At 69.5% G+C, this 16,659-nt stretch carries 15 protein-coding genes; 5 read left to right on the top strand and 10 right to left on the bottom strand.

All coding sequences use genetic code 11. The annotated features are described in order from the left end of the window. Positions 1-6 precede the first annotated feature (6 nt). From G8A07_RS21795 to G8A07_RS21775, 5 genes are all read right to left on the bottom strand, one after another. Positions 7-1,419 (bottom strand): coniferyl aldehyde dehydrogenase, encoded by a 1,413-nt coding sequence (locus tag G8A07_RS21795; protein WP_195794051.1) that lies wholly within the window; start codon positions 1,417-1,419, stop codon positions 7-9. Positions 1,420-1,661: 242 nt separating this feature from the next. Then, entirely contained in the window at positions 1,662-3,245 is a 1,584-nt protein-coding gene (purH, locus tag G8A07_RS21790) for a bifunctional phosphoribosylaminoimidazolecarboxamide formyltransferase/IMP cyclohydrolase (protein WP_195794050.1), read from the bottom strand. Positions 3,246-3,282: 37 nt separating this feature from the next. Continuing rightward, complete coding sequence (locus tag G8A07_RS21785; protein ID WP_195794049.1) at positions 3,283-3,516, bottom strand: helix-turn-helix domain-containing protein; 234 nt, start codon at positions 3,514-3,516, stop codon at positions 3,283-3,285. Next, complete coding sequence (gene dusB / locus G8A07_RS21780) at positions 3,513-4,565, bottom strand: tRNA dihydrouridine synthase DusB (protein ID WP_195794048.1); 1,053 nt, start codon at positions 4,563-4,565, stop codon at positions 3,513-3,515. Before dusB ends, G8A07_RS21785 begins: the two co-directional genes overlap by 4 nt. 78 nt (positions 4,566-4,643) lie before the next feature. Next, complete coding sequence (locus G8A07_RS21775; RefSeq protein ID WP_213086189.1) at positions 4,644-5,486, bottom strand: ABC transporter substrate-binding protein; 843 nt, start codon at positions 5,484-5,486, stop codon at positions 4,644-4,646. A 163-nt stretch (positions 5,487-5,649) separates the two neighbouring features. On the opposite strand from G8A07_RS21775, the gene G8A07_RS21770 reads away from it, so the two are divergent. Further along, a complete protein-coding gene (locus G8A07_RS21770; RefSeq protein ID WP_195794047.1) occupies positions 5,650-6,138 on the top strand; it encodes a YqaA family protein in 489 nt (162 codons plus the stop codon). A gap of 43 nt (positions 6,139-6,181) precedes the next feature. After that, a complete protein-coding gene (locus tag G8A07_RS21765; protein WP_195794046.1) occupies positions 6,182-7,678 on the top strand; it encodes a carboxypeptidase M32 in 1,497 nt (498 codons plus the stop codon). An 85-nt stretch (positions 7,679-7,763) separates the two neighbouring features. Here the strand turns inward: G8A07_RS21765 and G8A07_RS21760 are convergent, their stop codons facing one another. The 3 genes from G8A07_RS21760 to G8A07_RS21750 form a co-directional block, all read right to left on the bottom strand. Next, positions 7,764-8,393, bottom strand: coding sequence for a PEP-CTERM sorting domain-containing protein (locus G8A07_RS21760; RefSeq protein WP_195794045.1), 630 nt, complete (start codon positions 8,391-8,393; stop codon positions 7,764-7,766). 263 nt (positions 8,394-8,656) lie between these two features. Further along, complete coding sequence (locus tag G8A07_RS21755) at positions 8,657-9,877, bottom strand: patatin-like phospholipase family protein (protein WP_195794044.1); 1,221 nt, start codon at positions 9,875-9,877, stop codon at positions 8,657-8,659. A gap of 8 nt (positions 9,878-9,885) precedes the next feature. Continuing rightward, entirely contained in the window at positions 9,886-10,467 is a 582-nt protein-coding gene (locus G8A07_RS21750; protein WP_195794043.1) for a phasin family protein, read from the bottom strand. Positions 10,468-10,651: 184 nt separating this feature from the next. On the opposite strand from G8A07_RS21750, the gene G8A07_RS21745 reads away from it, so the two are divergent. Then, complete coding sequence (locus G8A07_RS21745; RefSeq protein ID WP_195794042.1) at positions 10,652-12,646, top strand: SDR family oxidoreductase; 1,995 nt, start codon at positions 10,652-10,654, stop codon at positions 12,644-12,646. A 13-nt stretch (positions 12,647-12,659) separates the two neighbouring features. Here the strand turns inward: G8A07_RS21745 and G8A07_RS21740 are convergent, their stop codons facing one another. Then, on the bottom strand, positions 12,660-13,589 hold the full coding sequence (locus G8A07_RS21740) for a zf-TFIIB domain-containing protein (protein WP_195794041.1): 930 nt from the start codon (positions 13,587-13,589) through the stop codon (positions 12,660-12,662). Between the two features lie 115 nt (positions 13,590-13,704). Here G8A07_RS21740 and G8A07_RS21735 point away from each other — a divergent pair, with 115 nt between their 5' ends. Then, complete coding sequence (locus tag G8A07_RS21735) at positions 13,705-14,145, top strand: VOC family protein (protein WP_195794040.1); 441 nt, start codon at positions 13,705-13,707, stop codon at positions 14,143-14,145. Between the two features lie 29 nt (positions 14,146-14,174). Here the strand turns inward: G8A07_RS21735 and G8A07_RS21730 are convergent, their stop codons facing one another. Next, entirely contained in the window at positions 14,175-15,737 is a 1,563-nt protein-coding gene (locus G8A07_RS21730; RefSeq protein WP_195794039.1) for a methyl-accepting chemotaxis protein, read from the bottom strand. 95 nt (positions 15,738-15,832) lie between these two features. Here G8A07_RS21730 and nudC point away from each other — a divergent pair, with 95 nt between their 5' ends. Then, complete coding sequence (nudC, locus tag G8A07_RS21725) at positions 15,833-16,654, top strand: NAD(+) diphosphatase (protein ID WP_195794038.1); 822 nt, start codon at positions 15,833-15,835, stop codon at positions 16,652-16,654. The last annotated feature ends 5 nt before the right edge of the window (positions 16,655-16,659 follow it).

Here is a 16,659-nt window from a genome sequence, read left to right as displayed (position 1 = left end):
CGGGCCTCAGGCGATCTTCTTCAGCAGGCCCAACAGGCGCTCGAAGGTCCGGCCATAGGGCGGGTGGAACAGCTTCGTGCCGGCCAGGCGCGGCTGGTGGAACACCGGCTTCAGATGGCTGAAGCGGTTGAAGCCCCAGACGCCGTGATAGCTCCCCATGCCGCTGGCGCCGATGCCGCCGAAGGGCTGTTCCTCCTGGCCCAGATGCCAGATGCAGTCGTTGACGGTGACGCCGCCGGCATGGGTCTCGCGCAGCAGATAGTCGCGCGCCGTGGCGTCGCGGCCGAACCAGTACAGCGCCAGCGGCCGGTCATGGCGGTTGATGTATGCGATCGCCTCGGCCGGCTGCTCGTAGGGCAGGATGGGCAGCAGCGGGCCGAAGATCTCCTCGCGCATCACGGCCATCTGCTCGTTCACGTCCAGCAGCAGGGTCGGCAGCAGGCGGCGGTCGGCGGGCGGCGGCTCGTCGTGCGCGCTCAGCAGGGTGGCGCCGCGCGCGCGGGCATCGTCCAGCAGGCCCCGCAGGCGCGCATGGTGGCGCGGCGTCGCGATCGCGGTGTAGTCGGGATTGCCGGCGATGCGCGGATACAGGCGCCGCATCGCGGCCTGCAGCGCCTGGGCCAGCGGCCGCACCAGCTCGCGCGGCGCCAGCACATAGTCGGGCGCGACGCAGGTCTGGCCGGCGTTCAGCAGCTTGCCGAAGGCCAGGCGCTCGGCGGTCAGCGCCAGGTCGGCGCTGCGGTCCACCACCACCGGCGACTTGCCGCCCAGCTCCAGGGTGACCGGGGTCAGGTGTTGCGCGGCGGCCTGGGCCACCAGGCGGCCCACCGCGGTGGAGCCGGTGAAGAACAGATGGTCGAAGGGCAGGGCGCTGAAGGCGCGGCCCAGCTCGGCGTCGCCGACCAGCACGGTCATCTCGTCGGGCGCGAAATGCTCGGCAACGATGCGCGCCATCAACGCCGAGGTGAGGGGCGTCAGCTCCGAGGGCTTGATCATCACCCGGTTGCCGGCGGCCAGCGCCGCCAGCGCCGGGTTCATCGCCAGGTTGTAGGGATAGTTCCAGGGCGAGACGATGCCCACGACGCCCAGCGGCTGGGGCATCAGGCGGTTGCGGCCGGGCAGGAAATGCAGCGCGGTCGGCGCGCGCTTGACGGCCATCCAGCGCGGCAGATGGCGGATCGCGTGGCGCGCGCCGGACTCGACGGTGAAGATGTCGGCCAGCAGACTTTCCTGGCGCGCGCGATGGCCGAAGTCCTGCGCCATCGCGGCGGCCAGCGCCTCGCCATGCTGGCGCGTCATCGCCAGCAGGCGCCGCAGGCGGTCGCGCCGCTGGGCCAGGCTGGGCAGGCGCTCGCGTTCGAAGGCGGCGCGCTGTTGTTCCAGCACCAGGTGCAGGCGTTCTTGCAGGGACTGGTCCATCGTGAGTCTCCATCCTTCCTTGTCGTTTGGACCGAGGCTAAGCCCAAACGGGATGCAGACCAAGGGTGCGGACCCTGGACTAGAGAGGCGGGACTAGTCGCGAAGGCGACAGGCCCGGCTGCTGTGCCGAGCGTTCGGCGACGCCGACGCGAGTGATCGCGCGAACGCCGCCGATCCGGCTTTGCCGGTCGGTCGGCGTTGCCCCCTTGAGGGGGCGCGCGAAGCGCGTAGGGGGTGGGCTGTCAGTGGCGGAAGTGACGGATGCCGGTGAAGACCATCGCGATGCCGCGCTCATTGGCGGCGGCAATCACTTCCTCATCGCGCATCGAGCCGCCCGGCTGGATCACGCAGCTGGCGCCGGCGTCGGCCAGCACGTCCAGGCCGTCGCGGAAGGGGAAGAAGGCGTCACTGGCGACGGCCGAGCCCTGCAGGGCCAGGCCGGCGTTGGCGGCCTTGATCGCGGCGATCTTGGTCGAGTCCACGCGGCTCATCTGGCCGGCGCCGACGCCCAGGGTCATGCCGCCGCCGCAGAACACGATGGCGTTGCTCTTGACGTACTGTGCGACGGTCCAGGCGAACATCAGGTCATCGAGCTGCTGCGCGCTCGGCTGCAGGGTGGTGACGACCTTCAGGTCGGACTTCTGCAGGAAATGGTTGTCGGCGCTCTGGATCAGGATGCCGGAGCCGACGCGCTTGCTGTCCTGCGCGTTGCGGCCCTGTTCCCAGGGCGTCTTGCCGCCGGCGGCGGGCAATTCGATCTGCAGCAGGCGCACATTGACCTTGGGCGCGAAGACGGCCTTGGCCTCCTCGGTGAAGCCGGGCGCCATCAGCACCTCGACGAACTGCTTGACCACCAGTTCGGCGGCTGCCTTGTCCACCACGCGGTTGAAGGCAATGATGCCGCCGAAGGCGCTGGTCGGGTCGGTCTTGAAGGCCTTGGCATAGGCCTCGGCAGCCGTCGCCGCGACGGCCACGCCGCAGGGGTTGGCATGCTTGACGATCACGCAGGCAGGCGCTTCAAACGACTTCACGCATTCCCAGGCCGCGTCGGCATCGGCGATGTTGTTGTAGCTCAGCTCCTTGCCCTGCAGCTGCTTGCCCGTCACCAGGGAGCCGGGGGCGGGGTAGAGGTCGCGGTAGAGCGCGGCGCTCTGGTGGCTGTTCTCGCCGTAGCGCAGGTCCTGCACCTTGACGAAGCTGCTGTTCATCTGGCCGGGGAAGGCGTTGTGCGAGCCGTCCTCGTTGATCGCGCTCAGGTAGTTGCTGATCGCGGCGTCGTACTGGGCGATGCGGTTGAAGGCGGCCACCGAGCAGGCGAAGCGGGTCTTGTCGCTGGTCTTGCCGGCGCTCTTCAGCTCGGCCAGCACGCCGGCGTACTGCGAAGCGTCGGTCAGCACGGTGACGTCCTTCCAGTTCTTGGCGGCGCTGCGCACCATCGCCGGGCCGCCGATGTCGATGTTCTCGATCGCGTCTTCCAGCGTGCAGCCGGGCTTGGCGACGGTGGCCTCGAACGGATAGAGGTTCACCGCCAGGATGTCGATCGTCGCGATGCCATGCGCTTGGATCGCGGCGACATGCTCGGGCAGGTCGCGACGCGCCAGCAGGCCGCCGTGGATCTTCGGGTGCAGGGTCTTGACGCGGCCGTCCAGCATCTCGGGGAAGCCGGTGTGCTGGGCGACTTCGGTCACCGGCAGGCCGGCCTCAAGCAGCAGCTTGGCGGTCCCTCCGGTGGACAACAGCTTGACGCCGAGGCCGTGCAGGGCCTGGGCGAATTCAAGAATGCCGGTCTTGTCGGACACGGAGATCAGGGCGGTGAGTTGGCTCATGGCGGATACCGGGGATCAGGGGTTTCGAATCGGGTTACTACAGCAGCTTGTGGTCGGTGAGCTTGCGGCGCAGGGTGTTGCGGTTGATGCCCAGCCAGTCGGCGGCCTTGCTCTGGTTGCCGCCGGTGCGCTGCATAACCATCTCGAGCAGGGGCTTCTCGACCAGCTTGATCAGCATCTCGTGCATCGAGTGCGGCTCCTCGCCGTCCAGGTCGTGGAAATAGGCTTCGAGGTTCTCGCGAACCACGGTATCGATGGGCTTGGGCGTCATGCTGCCGTCACGTCTTCTTCTTGGTCTTCGTCATTGGCCGCCACCAGGTCCAGGTAGGGCAGCCGCTCGTGGTGGTCGGCCAGGGCGTCAAAGAACTCGCGCAGCGCGGCCACCTGGGCTTCGCAGCTTTCCAGCCGGTTCATGCGCTGGCGGAAGTCTTCGCCGCCCGGCAGGGCGCGCACGGCCCAGCCGATATGCTTGCGCGCGGTGCGCATGCCGGTCAGGGCGCCATACAGGCCGTAATGGTCGTCCAGATGCTCCAGCAGCCAGTCGCGCGCCTGCGCGACCGGCGGCGCCGGCAGCTCCTCGCCGGTGGCGAGGAAATGGGCGATCTCGCGGAAGATCCAGGGCCGGCCCTGGGCCGCGCGGCCGACCATGATCGCGTCGGCGCCGGTGCGCTCCAGCACCTCCCGGGCCTTGAACGGCGAGTCGATGTCGCCGTTGGCGACCACCGGGATGCTCAGTGCGGCCTTGACCGCCCTGATCGTGTCGTATTCGGCCTGGCCCTTGTAGCCCTGCTCGCGGGTGCGGCCATGCACGGTGACCATCGCGATACCGAGCTCCTGCGCGCCACGCGCCAGCGCCACCGCGTTCTTCTCGGCCGCGCACCAGCCGGTGCGCATCTTCAGCGTGACCGGCACCTTGTAGGGGCGCGCCGCCTCGACCACCGCGGCGACGATGGCCAGGGCCAGCGGCTCGTCCTGCATCAGGGCCGAGCCGGCCCATTTGTTGCAGACCTTCTTGGCCGGGCAGCCCATGTTGATGTCGATGATCTGGGCGCCGCGCTCGATGTTGTAGGCGGTGGCCTCGGCCATCATCGCGGCCTCGGTGCCGGCGATCTGCACCGCGATCGGCGCGGTCTCACCCTCATGGTTGGCGCGGCGCGAGGTCTTCAGGCTGTTCCACAGGTCCTTGCGCGAGGTCACCATCTCGGAGACCGCGTAGCCGGCACCCAGGCGTTTGCACAGCTGGCGGAACGGCCGATCGGTGACGCCGGCCATCGGCGCCACGAACAAGCGGTTCGGCAGCTCATGGGGGCCGATGAACATGGGGTGGGGGAGGGGAGTTCTGCTGAAAAATGAGGCAGGATTATACCCCCGACCCCGGTCGAGGCGATGTCGCCGTCCTCAGGGGCTCTGGCGTTTCCAGAGCTGGATGTGCTTGTCGACCCAGGCCTGCATCAGGCCCTGGCGCGCCAGCTTGTACATCGCGCGGGCGATGCGGCCGCGCAGCTCGGGTGTGTTGCAGGCCGAGCGGTGCGACAGGGTCAGGTGCAGGTTCTCGTTGGCGACCGGCGGGGTCAGGGCCTTCAGGTCGCCGATGTTCAGCCGCGCCTGGTAGGCGGCGGCCGGGCTGTCCTCGTAGACCAGGTAGTCGGCGCGCGAGCGCTGCAGCATCTGCAGCGCCTGCTCCAGGCTGGCCACCTGGGCCAGCTTCAGGTGCTCGCGGGCGTAGCGATCGAACTCCTCGCCGAAGCTGTTGTTGATCACGGTGATGCCCTGCAGCGGCGCCAGATCGGCCCAGCGCCGGTAGTTGAGCCGGCTGCCCTCGCGCACCCAGACGACCGAGCGCGTCTCGCGAAAGGGCGGATGGAAATAGTCCATGTACTCGGTGCGCGGCAGGGTGAAGAAGGCGCCGGCGATCAGGTCGATGCGGCCGGCGCGCGCCTCCTCCTGCACCCGGCCCCAGGGACCGATGTAGCGCGCCTCGATCGGCAGGCCGAGTTCCTTGGACAGCCAGGTCAGCATCTCGGCATTGGCACCGACCAGGCGGCTCTCGTCCTCGGTGTCGCGCCACAGATAGGGCGGGTATTGCGGATTGCCGGAGGCGATCAGTTGCTTGCAGGCGGCAGCACCGCCCTCCTGCGCGCGCGCGGCGGACGCGCCCAGCAGGCCGGCGCCGGCCAGCGCGCAGCACAGCAGACGGCGCCAGGTCTTGCCCGGGCGCCACAAGGGCAGGGATGGCAGCATGTTCTTGTGTTTGATCCTCAACGATGGCTCCCGCACCTCTTCCTCATCGCGGGGCTCCATCAGGCTGGCTTCTCGGGGGTGAGTCTGCATTGCTTCATTGCCTCCCGACAAGCCGCCGATTACCCGCGAATGTGCGCTGGCCGCCCTGCACATAATCGCGCTGATGGAGGCCTGGCTGCAAGAGTTGATTAACGCGCTGCTGGACCGGCTGGCGCTGCCGCAGCTGGGGCTGCCGGCCGTCTTCATCGTCGCGCTGGTGTCGGCCACCCTGCTGCCGCTCGGTTCGGAGCCGGCGGTGTTCGGCCTGGTCAAGCTGAACCCGGAGCTGTTCTGGCCGGCGGTGCTGGTGGCGACCGCCGGCAACACCCTCGGCGGCGCGATCAGCTGGTGGATGGGCTATGGCGCCGAGCGCCTGTACGAGCGCGCCGCCCATCATCCGCCGCGCGAGCGCCGGGTACTGACCTGGCTGCAGCGCTTCGGCGCCAAGGCCTGCCTGCTGAGCTGGCTGCCGCTGGTCGGCGATCCGCTGTGCGCGCTGGCCGGCTGGCTACGGCTGCCCTTCTGGCCCTGCGTGCTCTACATGGCGATCGGCAAGTTCGCCCGCTATCTGTGCATGACGGCGCTGCTGCTGTGGGTCTTTCCGAATCCCTGACAATGCCGCGCAGCACCATCACCACTCCATCACTGCGAGCCTCATGAGCACCACCCCCGCTTACGACGACCTGTGCCGCCGCCATCAGCGCATGCACCGCCTGGCCCATCTGCAATCGATCGCCTCCTGGGACCAGTCGGCCCATATGCCGCCCAAGGGCAACGAGGCCCGCTCGCTGGCCCTGGCCGAGATGGGCGGCCTGCTGCACCAACTGGCCACCGAGCCCGCGCTGCAGGGCCTGCTGGATGCGGCCGCTGGCGAGAGCCTGGACGAAGTGCAGCGCGCCAATCTGCGCGAGATGCGCCGCGCCTGGCGCGCCTCCAACGCGCTGCCGCAGAGCCTGGTCGAGGCCAAGAGCCTGGCCAACTCGCGCTGCGAGCATGCCTGGCGCAGCCAGCGCCCGGCCAATGACTGGGCCGGCTATGTGGAGAATCTGCGCGAGGTCGTGCGCCTTGCTCGCGAGGAGGCCCGCCTGCTGGCCGAGGACAGCGGCCTCGCCAAGTACGACGCGCTGATGGACCAGTACGAGCCCGGCATGCGCGCGGCCGAGGTGGACCGCCTGTTCGGCGATCTGCGTCAATGGCTGCCGGGCCTGATCCTGCGCGTGCAGCAGCGCCAGCAGCAGGAACTGGTGCGCGTACCCGAGGGCCGCTTCCCGGCCGCCGCGCAGCGCGCGCTGGGCCTGGACGCGATGCGGCTGATGGGCTTTGACTTCGAGGCCGGTCGCCTGGACGAGAGCGCCCATCCCTTCTGCGGCGGCGTGCCCGAGGATGTGCGCATGACCACGCGCTACCGCGAGGACAGCTTCCTGCCCAGCCTGACCGGCACCATCCACGAGACCGGCCATGGCCGCTACGAGCAGAACCTGCCGCGCGAATGGCTGGGGCAGCCGATCGCGCGAGCCCGTTCGATGGGCCTGCACGAGAGCCAGAGCCTGTCCTTCGAGATGCAGCTGGCCAACCATCCTGCCTTTGCCGGCCTGCTGAGCCCGCTGGTGGTCAGGCACCTGGGCGAGCAGCCGGCCTTCGAGCCCGCCAACCTGAACCGGCTGATGACCCGCGTGGTGCCGGGCCATATCCGCGTCGACGCCGACGAGGTGACCTACCCGGCCCATGTGATCCTGCGCTACGAGATCGAGCGCGCGCTGATCGAGGGCGAGATCGAGGTCGAGGACATCCCGGCGCTGTGGGACGCCAAGATGCAGGAACTGCTGGGCATCGACACCCGCGGCAACTTCAAGGACGGCCCGATGCAGGACGTGCACTGGGGCGCCGGCCTGTTCGGCTATTTCCCCTGCTACACCTTGGGCGCGATGTACGCCGCCCAATGGTTCGCCGCGATGCGCCGCACGATGCCCGACCTGGACGCGAAGATCGCTGCCGGCGAGCTGGCGCCGGTGTTCGACTGGCTGAAGGCCCAGGTCTGGAGCCAGGGCAGCCGCTGGGAGACGCCGGAACTGGTGCGTCGCGCCAGCGGCGAGGCCGCGCTGAACCCGGCGCATTTCCGGGCGCATCTGGAAAGCCGCTATCTGGTGGGTTGAGCGGCTCAGATTCCCGAATGCAAAACGCCCGGTACCGCGATCGCGGTCCGGGCGTTGTTCGTTCTTACGTGCTTGGGTGGGTTTCTCAGACCGTCGGGCGTCGGCGCACGAAGCCCATCAGCGCCAGGGCCGACAGCGCCAGTGCCAAGCCGGCGGGTTCGGGCACGGTGTTCAGCAGCTCGTAGTTGAGGCCGATCACGCCGGTGGTGCCGCCCTCTTCCTGCCACACATTCTGGGCCTGACCCAAGCCCTGGAAGCCCAAGCGCACTAGATCGATATTGAAACCGCCAAGCTGCGTGCTGTAGTTGCCGCCTTGGTTGCGGTAAGGCGTGGAGTTGTCGCCGCCGCTGTAACCGAGCACGCCAATGATGTCTCCCGCGCTGACCTGGATACTGGTGCTTACCGACCCCACATTGGCCCAAAAACCCAGCGAACTGAAGTTATTGGTGGTGGTCGGGTAGTCGGTGACGTCGCTGTTGAAGCGCAGCAATTCAAGGGTTGAACCGTCGCCAGCTGCGGCTCGTCCGGGCAGATAGATGCCGGTGATCAGGAAGTCGGTCGGTGCCGTGAACCAATAGCCGCGAGTTAGGCCGGAGGGGCCGTTGCTGCCCCAGACACCCACGTCGAGTGCTACCGGCGCTGCGATGGCGGGGCTCAGGCTGCTGAAGCCCAGGACAAGGGCCGCAACCGTCGGGCGCAAGGAAAAGACTGACATGGCGTGACTTCCTCTGTTGGTGTTGATGTACGAACCGCATCGGCAAGCAAATGCCGGGCCTGGCAGGGTTTAACTCCGTGTTTTCAAGGATTTACGACTGTCTCCAGAATAGGCGGTAGGGAGCTCTGTAAAGAAAACCGACGCTGAGCATTCACCGGTCGGATGCGACAAGCCCGTTTGCTGCATGTCGACCATTGTTCTGGTCGTGCATGGTTCGTCGATCCCGCGAGCGCAGGGGCTCGAGGGTCGCGGCGTGACATTGATCACGCCGCCCGGCGCTGCTCCAGCCGCTCCAGGCTTTCGTGCAGGCGCTGCAGCGCCGCTTCGGTGCGGGCGGCGGCCGGCGTGGCGGCGCGGCCCGGCGGCAGCAGGCGTTGCGCGCCATCGGCCAGCGCGGAACTGTCGCGCAGGGTCAGGCCTTGCCGGGCCAGCTTGGGCGCCAGCTCCGCGCGGCGCGCGCGCAGCGCGGCGCGGGTGGCCTGGTAGGCATGCTCGGCCAGATGGCGGCGGCGCGAGTAGCTGAAGGTGTTGGCCAGGAACATCTCGGCATCGCGCGGGTCGGGCTCGAACAGCAGGATGTCGGTGTGCGGATGGCTCAGCTCGTAGCGCTTGAGACCCAGCTCCAGGCGCGAATGGATCAGCGCGCGCAGGGTCTGGCTCAGCACCAGCGGCAGGCCGCCATCGGCCAGGCGCGGGATGCGCGAATGCTGCTGCGGGCCGGCCGCATAGGGCACCAGCGGATTCAGGCAGATCAGCAGGTCCAGGCCCTCGTCCAGCAGCACCGAGGCATGGATGGTCTTCTTCAGCGCGCCGTCCACATAGTGGCGGCCGTCGATCTCGACCGGCGGGAACAGGCCCGGCAGCGCCGCGCTGGCCTGCACCGCGCGGGAGATCGGCACATGGTCCAGGCCGGGCATGCCGAAGGGCGTGGCCTCGCCGCTGTCCAGGTCGGTGGCCACCAGCACCAGGCGCTTGCCGAGGCGGCGGAAATCGTCGCTGCGGCCGGGGCGGTCGAACTGGCGCCGCAACTGGGCTGCCAAGGCCTCGCCGGACAAGAGGCCGGTCGGCAGCGCGCGGCCTAGGCGCTCGAAGGCGGCCAGCATCGAGCGGCCCTGCAGGGTGCTCTGCCACAGCGCCTGGCCCAGCAGGACGGGCAGGCCGCGCAGGCGGCCGGCATATTCGTCCCAGGCCGGGCGCAGCAGCAGGCCCGGATCGAAGCGGTCATGGGCCGGGCCGCTGTTCTCGATGAAGGCGGCGCAGAGCTGGCGCGGCGTCAGGCCGTTGGCCAGGCCCGCGGCGACGAAGCCACCGGCGCTGACGCCGATGAAGCTGTCGCAACGCGTGAAGTCCAGCCCCTCGATCGCCTCCTCCAGCGCGCAGAGGGCGCCGATCTCGTAGATCGCGCCGAGCGGCCCGCCGCCGGCCAGGGCCAGCCCGATGCGCGGCGCGCAGGTCTTGCCGGGGCGGCGGTGCGGCTGGACCATCTAGCGGCTCAGGCGCGCGCCGGCTTGGCGCTGGCCCGCTTGCGCGGCGCGGCGGCGGCCTTCTTGGCCGGCGCCTTGCGAGCTGCAGGCTTGGCGGCGGCGGGCTTGGCGGCCGCGGCCTTCTTGCGTGTCGCCGGCTTGGCGCTGCCATTGACCGCGGCGCTCAGCGCGTCGATGCGCTCGATCAGGGCCTCGACCTCCTTGGCGGTCGGCACGCCCAGGCGCTTCAGCGCATTGGCGACGCGGTCCTCGAAGATCGATTCCAGCTTGTCCCAATGCTGGCCGGCCTTGGCGCCGACCTCGCCGGCCATGCCGCTCATCTTGCTGGCGACGGCGCCAAGCTTTTCCTCGGCGGCGCTCTGGGTCTTCTTCTGCAGCTTCATGCCTTCGCCGACCAGGGTCTCGAACACCTTGCCGCCTTCGCCCTGCGCCTTCGCGAAGGCGCCCAGACCGGCCGCCCAGATCTGCTGGGCCGAGTCCTTCACCGTCTGCGCGAGCTGGCTGTCCAGCAGGCCGGCGGGCAGTCCGGGGATGGCGCTGCTGTCGGCGGCCTTCTTCTTGGCGGCCATCTTCTGAAGCTTCTTGACCATGTCTGCAGTCCTTTGTCGTCGATGGAATAAGGTGTTTCTGGCTTCACTATAGGGCCGCGGGGCGGCCCGACCACGCGCAATCCTAGTGAGGATGCTCTATCGGCGTCTCCGGGAAAGCGCGCAGCGGCCCCCTCGCGGGCATCGACAAGAATCGGGCAAAGCACCAACGATCAGGAGACAAGGCATGCAGTATTTCGTCACGGGCGCGACGGGTTTCATCGGCAAACGGCTGGTGGCCAAGCTGCTGGCCAGGCGCGGCAGCACGGTGTATTTCCTGCTGCGCGAGGAGAGCCGCGACAAGCTGCCCGAACTGCTGGCCTTCTGGGGCGTGAGCAAGACGCGCGCGATTCCGGTGTTCGGCAATCTAGACGCGAAGAGGCTAGGTGTCGCGGCCGACGCGATCAAGGCGCTGAAGGGTCAGATCGACCATGTCTACCACCTGGCCGCGATCTACGACCTGGCCGCGGCCGAGGAATCGCAGGTGCGCGCCAATATCGACGGCACGCGCGCGCTGGTCGAGTTCGCGCAGGCGATCGACGCCGGCCATGTGCACCATGTGAGCTCGATCGCCGCCGCCGGCCTCTACGAGGGCGTGTTCCGCGAGGACATGTTCGACGAGGCCGAGGGCCTGGACCATCCGTACTTCATGACCAAGCACGAGAGCGAGAAGATCGTGCGCAAGGAGTGCAAGCGCCCCTGGACGGTCTACCGCCCGGCGATGGTGGTGGGCGATTCGAACACCGGCGCGGCCGAGAAGATCGACGGCCCCTACTATTTCTTCAAGCTGATCCAGCGCCTGCGCCAGATCCTGCCGCCCTGGATGCCCTCGGTGGGCCTGGAGGGCGGGCGGGTCAACATCGTGCCGGTGGACTTCGTCGTCGACGCGCTGGTGCATATCAGCCACCAGGATCGCAAGAGCGGTTCCTGCTTCCATCTGGTGGACCCGGTCGGCTACCGCGTCGGCGATGTGCTGGACATCTTCTCCAAGGCCGCGCATGCGCCGAAGATGAACCTGTTCGTCAATGCCGCGCTCCTGGGCTTCATCCCGAAGAGCGTCAAGAAGGGCCTGATGGCGGTGGCGCCGGTGCGCCGCATCCGCAATGCGGTGATGAAGGACCTCGGCCTGCCCGAGGACATGCTGACCTTCATCAACTACCCGACCCGCTTCGACTGCCGTGAGACCGACAAGGCGCTGAAGGGTTCCGGCATCGTCTGCCCGAACCTGAAGGACTATGCCTGGCGGCTGTGGGACTACTGGGAGCGCCATCTCGACCCGGACCTGTTCATCGACCGCAGCCTGCGCGGCGCGACCGCCGGCAAGGTGGTGCTGGTGACCGGCGGCTCCTCGGGCATCGGCCTGGCGGCGGCCAAGAAGTTCGCCGAGGCCGGCGCGATCACCGTGATCTGCGCGCGCGACGAGGCCAAGCTGGCCGAGGCGATCAAGGAGATCCGTGCCTTCGCCGGCGCCAAGGCCCAGGTGCACAGCTACTCGGCCGACATCGCCAGCGAGCAGAGCTGCGCCGAGATGATCGCCTGGCTGAGCGAGCAGTTCGGCGGTGTCGACTTCCTGATCAACAACGCGGGCCGCTCGATCCGCCGCGCGATCGAGTCCAGCTACGACCGCTTCCACGACTACGAGCGCACGATGCAGCTGAACTACTTCGGCTGCCTGCGCGTCACGATGGGCCTGCTGCCCGGCATGGTGGCGAAGAAGAAGGGCCATGTGGTCAACATCTCCAGCATCGGCGTGCTGACCAATGCGCCGCGCTTCTCGGCCTATGTGGCCAGCAAGGCCGCGCTGGACGCCTGGACGCGCTGCGCCTCCAGCGAATTCGCCGACCAGGGCATCACCTTTACCACCATCAACATGCCGCTGGTGCGCACGCCGATGATCGCGCCGACCAAGATCTACAACAATGTGCCGACCCTGGCGCCGGAGGAGGCGGCCGACATGATCGCGCAGGCCTGCATCAGCAAGCCGGTGCGGGTGGCGACGCGGCTGGGCATCACCGGCGAGCTGCTGCACGCGCTGCTGCCGCGCGTCGCGCAGATCGTGATGAACACCAGCTTCCGCATGTTCCCCGACAGCGAGGCGGCCAAGGGCGACAAGGCCGGCCGGCCCCAGCTCTCGGCCGAGGCGATCGCGCTGCAGCAGATGATGCGCGGCATCCACTTCTGAACGCGACAGGCGTTCAGAAGAACCAGCGCCAGGCCAACCACAGCAGCAGACCCAGCCCGAACTGCCAGCCCAGCGCCGCGACATCCTCGCGCTCGGGCGGCAGCCGGTGCAGCAGCCGTGCCAGGCCGGTGTCGCGCCAGTCGCGCACGCGGCGGCGCGGCGGGCGCTGCGCCGGCGGCGTGCGGGACGCGATCTCGGCGCGCAGCTCGGTCTCGACCTGATCTAGCAGCGGCGTGACGTCCAGCAGCGAGGGCGCCAGCACCGCATGGCCGCATTGCGGGCAGCCGGCATGGCGGCTCGGGTCCAGCGCCGCACCGCAGCCGCGGCAGGGCCAGGCCAGCGGGCGGCCGCGGGGCGCTGGTGTCGGGCTCTTCGTCTCGTCGCGGCCCGGCCGCAGGCGCAGCGCCTGGGCCAGGCGCGGCAGGTCCAGCATCACGAAGGGGCTGCGGCAGTAGGCGCAGGCCTCGCCCTGGCCGTCGGCCGGCGCGCCGCAGTTCAGGCAGCATAGGCGCCGCTGCTCGTCCTCCTGCAGCGTGCGGCGCTCCACCGGCAGCAAGGGGCGCACCAGGCCGCGCTCGGCCAGCACGCCGGCATGGCTGTGCAGATGGCCCTGGCAGCGCGGGCATTCCAGCGCCGGGAAGCGGCCGAAGCGGGTTCGGTTGTGCACCGGCTTCAGCGCGACGCGGCACAACGGGCATGCCAGCCGCGCGGTGCGCGGCGGCGGCAGCGGGTCGCCGAGGCCCTGCTGCAGCTCGCGCAGCAGCGCGATCCAGCCCAGGCCGGCCAGCTGCACAGACTCGAAGCGGTCGAACCAGACCAGGCGGCAGGGCGTGCAATGGTCCACCGGCACCGTCCGGCCATCGCGCCCGGCCAGGCTCAGATGGCTCATCGGCGCGGCGCATTGCGGGCAGGCCAGCTGGTGGGGCTGGCCGATCAGCTGCATGGGGGCTCGTGATTTCTCATCAAGGTGAAGAGGCAAGGGCGGCGGGCTGCGGCATCATCGCAGCTTTGCGGCGTCGCCCTTTGGGGCTGCTTCACCCGGCACAGGACCCATCGTCATGCAAGGACCCCAACAATCGCTCGGACTCCTCACCCTGGTCGTGCGGGACTATGACGAGGCGCTGGCCTTCTTCGTCGGCAAGCTGAACTTCAGGCTGGTCGACGATGCCTTCGTCCCCGAGCAGAACAAGCGCTGGGTGGTCATCGCGCCGCCCGGGGCCACGGGCGGTGCCCATCTGCTGCTGGGACGGGCGGCGGACGAGGAGCAGGCGCGCTGCATCGGCCGGCAGACCGGCGGGCGCGTCTTCCTGTTCCTCTACACCGACGACTTCTGGCGCGACTACCGCGACTATCTCGCCAAGGGCGTCGAGTTCCATCGCGAGCCCGCGGAGCAGCCCTATGGCACGGTCGCCGTCTTCAAGGACCTGTACGGCAATCTGTGGGACCTGGTCCAGATGAAGAAGCAGGAGCAACGGCCGGACGCCGCCGATCCGGCCTGAGGTCCGCGCCGGTGCCGGCGCGCAGGGCGCTAGACGTGGAACACCTGCACCGCCTGCGCCAGCCGGCCGGCCTGGTCTTTCAGCTGCTCGCTGGAGGCGGCCATCTCCTCGACCAGCGCGGCGTTCTGCTGCGCGACGCGATCCAGCTCGCGCACCTGCAGTTGCAGCTCGGCGATGTCCTCGTTGTCCTGGCCCGAGCTCTGGTCCAGCCGCGCCATCAGCCCGCCCAGGCGCTGGATCTCCTCGACCATCTGCGCCAGGGTGCGGCCGGTGTCCTCGATCCGCTGCGAGCCGGCCTCGCTGCGCGTTGAGGCCTCGCCGATCAGGCTCTTGATCTCGCGTGCGGCATGGGCCGAGCGCTGGGCCAGCGCGCGCACCTCGGACGCGACCACCGCGAAGCCGCGCCCGCTCTCGCCGGCGCGTGCCGCCTCGACCGCGGCGTTCAGCGCCAGGATATTGGTCTGGAAGGCGATGCCGTCGATCACGCCGATGATCTCGGTGATGCGCTGGGTCGAGCCGCTGATGCCGCGCATCGCGTCGATCGCTTCCTCCATCTGCGTGCCGGCTTGGCGCGCCACGGTCTGGCTGGCCTCGGCCAGCGCGCGCGCCTCGCCGGCATGGCCGATGCGCAGGCGCAGGCGCTGCATCACTTCGTCCAGCCGCGCGCTGGCGCGCTGCGTGGTGGCGGCGGTCTCCTCGGTGCGGTTGGACAGGTCCATATTGCCCTGCGCGATCTGACCCGAGGCGGCATGCAGCTCGTCGACATTGGCCCGCACCTCGCCGACCAGGGCCGCCAGCGCGCGCTGCATGCTGTGCATGAAGGCCATCACGCTGCTCTGGTCGCCCTGGGCCACGGTCAGGCGCTGGTTCAGCGCGCCGCGCGCGATGCCCTGGGCCACGTCGCGCACCGCGCTCGGCTCGGCGCCCAGCGAACCCATGATGCGGCCGGTGATCAGACCGGCGACGCCGATGCCGACCAGGCAGGCGATGACCAGCCCCGCCAGCGCGCTCCAGCGCGCCCGCTCGTAGCGCGCCAGGCCCTGCTCGTATTCCTGCTTGGCCACCTCCAGCTGCACCGCCACCAGCGCGTTGAGCTTGTCGCCCAGCGGGTCGATCACCGGGTAGAGCTCCTCGCGCGCCAGCCGCTCTAGCCCGGCCGTATCGCGCGCGTTCAGCAGCGCCTGCAGGCGCTTGCCGAGCGCATCGGCGCGCGCCATCAGCGGCCCGATCTCGGCCACCAGACGCTGTTCCTGCGGGACCAGGAAGGTGCGGGTGTATTCGCCCCAGTGGCGCTGCACGCTGACATCGGCCGCCTCGACCAGGCGCGCGCCGGCAGGCCAGTCCAGCACGCCCATGCGCACCTTGTGGGTGGTGTCGACGATGTTGACCGCATACATGTCGGAGACGGTCTTCAGCTGGCGCAGCGGTATCACGCGGTCGTCGTAGACGGTGCGCAGCGCCTCGTTGGCCTGGGCCAGCAGCAGCACGCCGCCGAAGGCCAGGGTGGCCATCAGCAGGCACAGGATGGCGGTGAGCAGGGTGAGGCGGGCGCGCACGCTCGGTACGCGCGCGAACAGGGCGTCGAGGGGCATGTTGTTCTCTCCCTTGGACGCCCGCCCGGGGCGCCTGCAGCGACTATAGCCAGCGGAGCGCCGCACGCCAAACGCTGACGTACAGTGGATGCATCATGCAATTTGACGCCGCCGTATTCCATGACCGCGGGGCCGCCAGCGCCTCGGCCTGGTGTTTCGCCTTTGTCGAGGGCCAACTGTTGCTCCTGCAGGAGCAGCAGAGCCTGACGCCGCAGCCCGCGACCCTGTTCGATGCCGGCGGCCTGCGCCGGCGCCATTACCTGGGCCGGCTGGAGGGGCTGGACTGCTGGGCCCTGCAGCTGGAGCAGGCGCCGCCCGGCTGGCAGGCGCTGCCGCTGCGCGCCGCGATGATGGCCTTGCCCTCGCCGCTGCTGGAGCTGGCCGGGCGCGCGGCCCAGGTGCTGGAATGGGACCGGACGCATGCCTTTTGCGGCGTCTGCGGCACGGCCACCGAGGCGCTGGCGCAGGAGCGCGCGCGGCGCTGCCCGGCCTGCGGCCATCAGGTCTATCCGCGCCTGAGCCCGGCGATGATGTGCCTGGTGTGGCGCCGCGGCGCCGCCGGCCCCGAGCTGCTGCTGGCGCGCTCGCCGGGCTACAAGCCGGGCGTCTACAGCGCGCTGGCCGGCTTTGTCGAGGCCGGCGAGTCGCTGGAGGACTGCGTGCACCGCGAGGTGGCCGAGGAGGTGGGCGTGCGGCTGCGGCCCGCGCTGCGCTATTACGGCAGCCAGAGCTGGCCCTTCCCGCACAGCCTGATGGTGGCCTTCAGCGCCGAATGGGCGGCGGGCGAGATCGTGCCGCAGGCCGGCGAGATCGAGGATGCGCGCTGGTTCGCGCTCGACGCGCTGCCGGGCATCCCGCCGCGCTTCTCGATCGCCGGCCACCTGATCCGCGACCTGGCGGCCGAGCTGGCCGGCTGATCGCC

The organism is Roseateles sp. DAIF2 (assembly GCF_015624425.1).
GTDB lineage: Bacteria > Pseudomonadota > Gammaproteobacteria > Burkholderiales > Burkholderiaceae_C > Kinneretia.
Note: the sequence above shows the minus strand (reverse complement) of the source record. Positions and strands in the feature narration are given on the sequence as shown.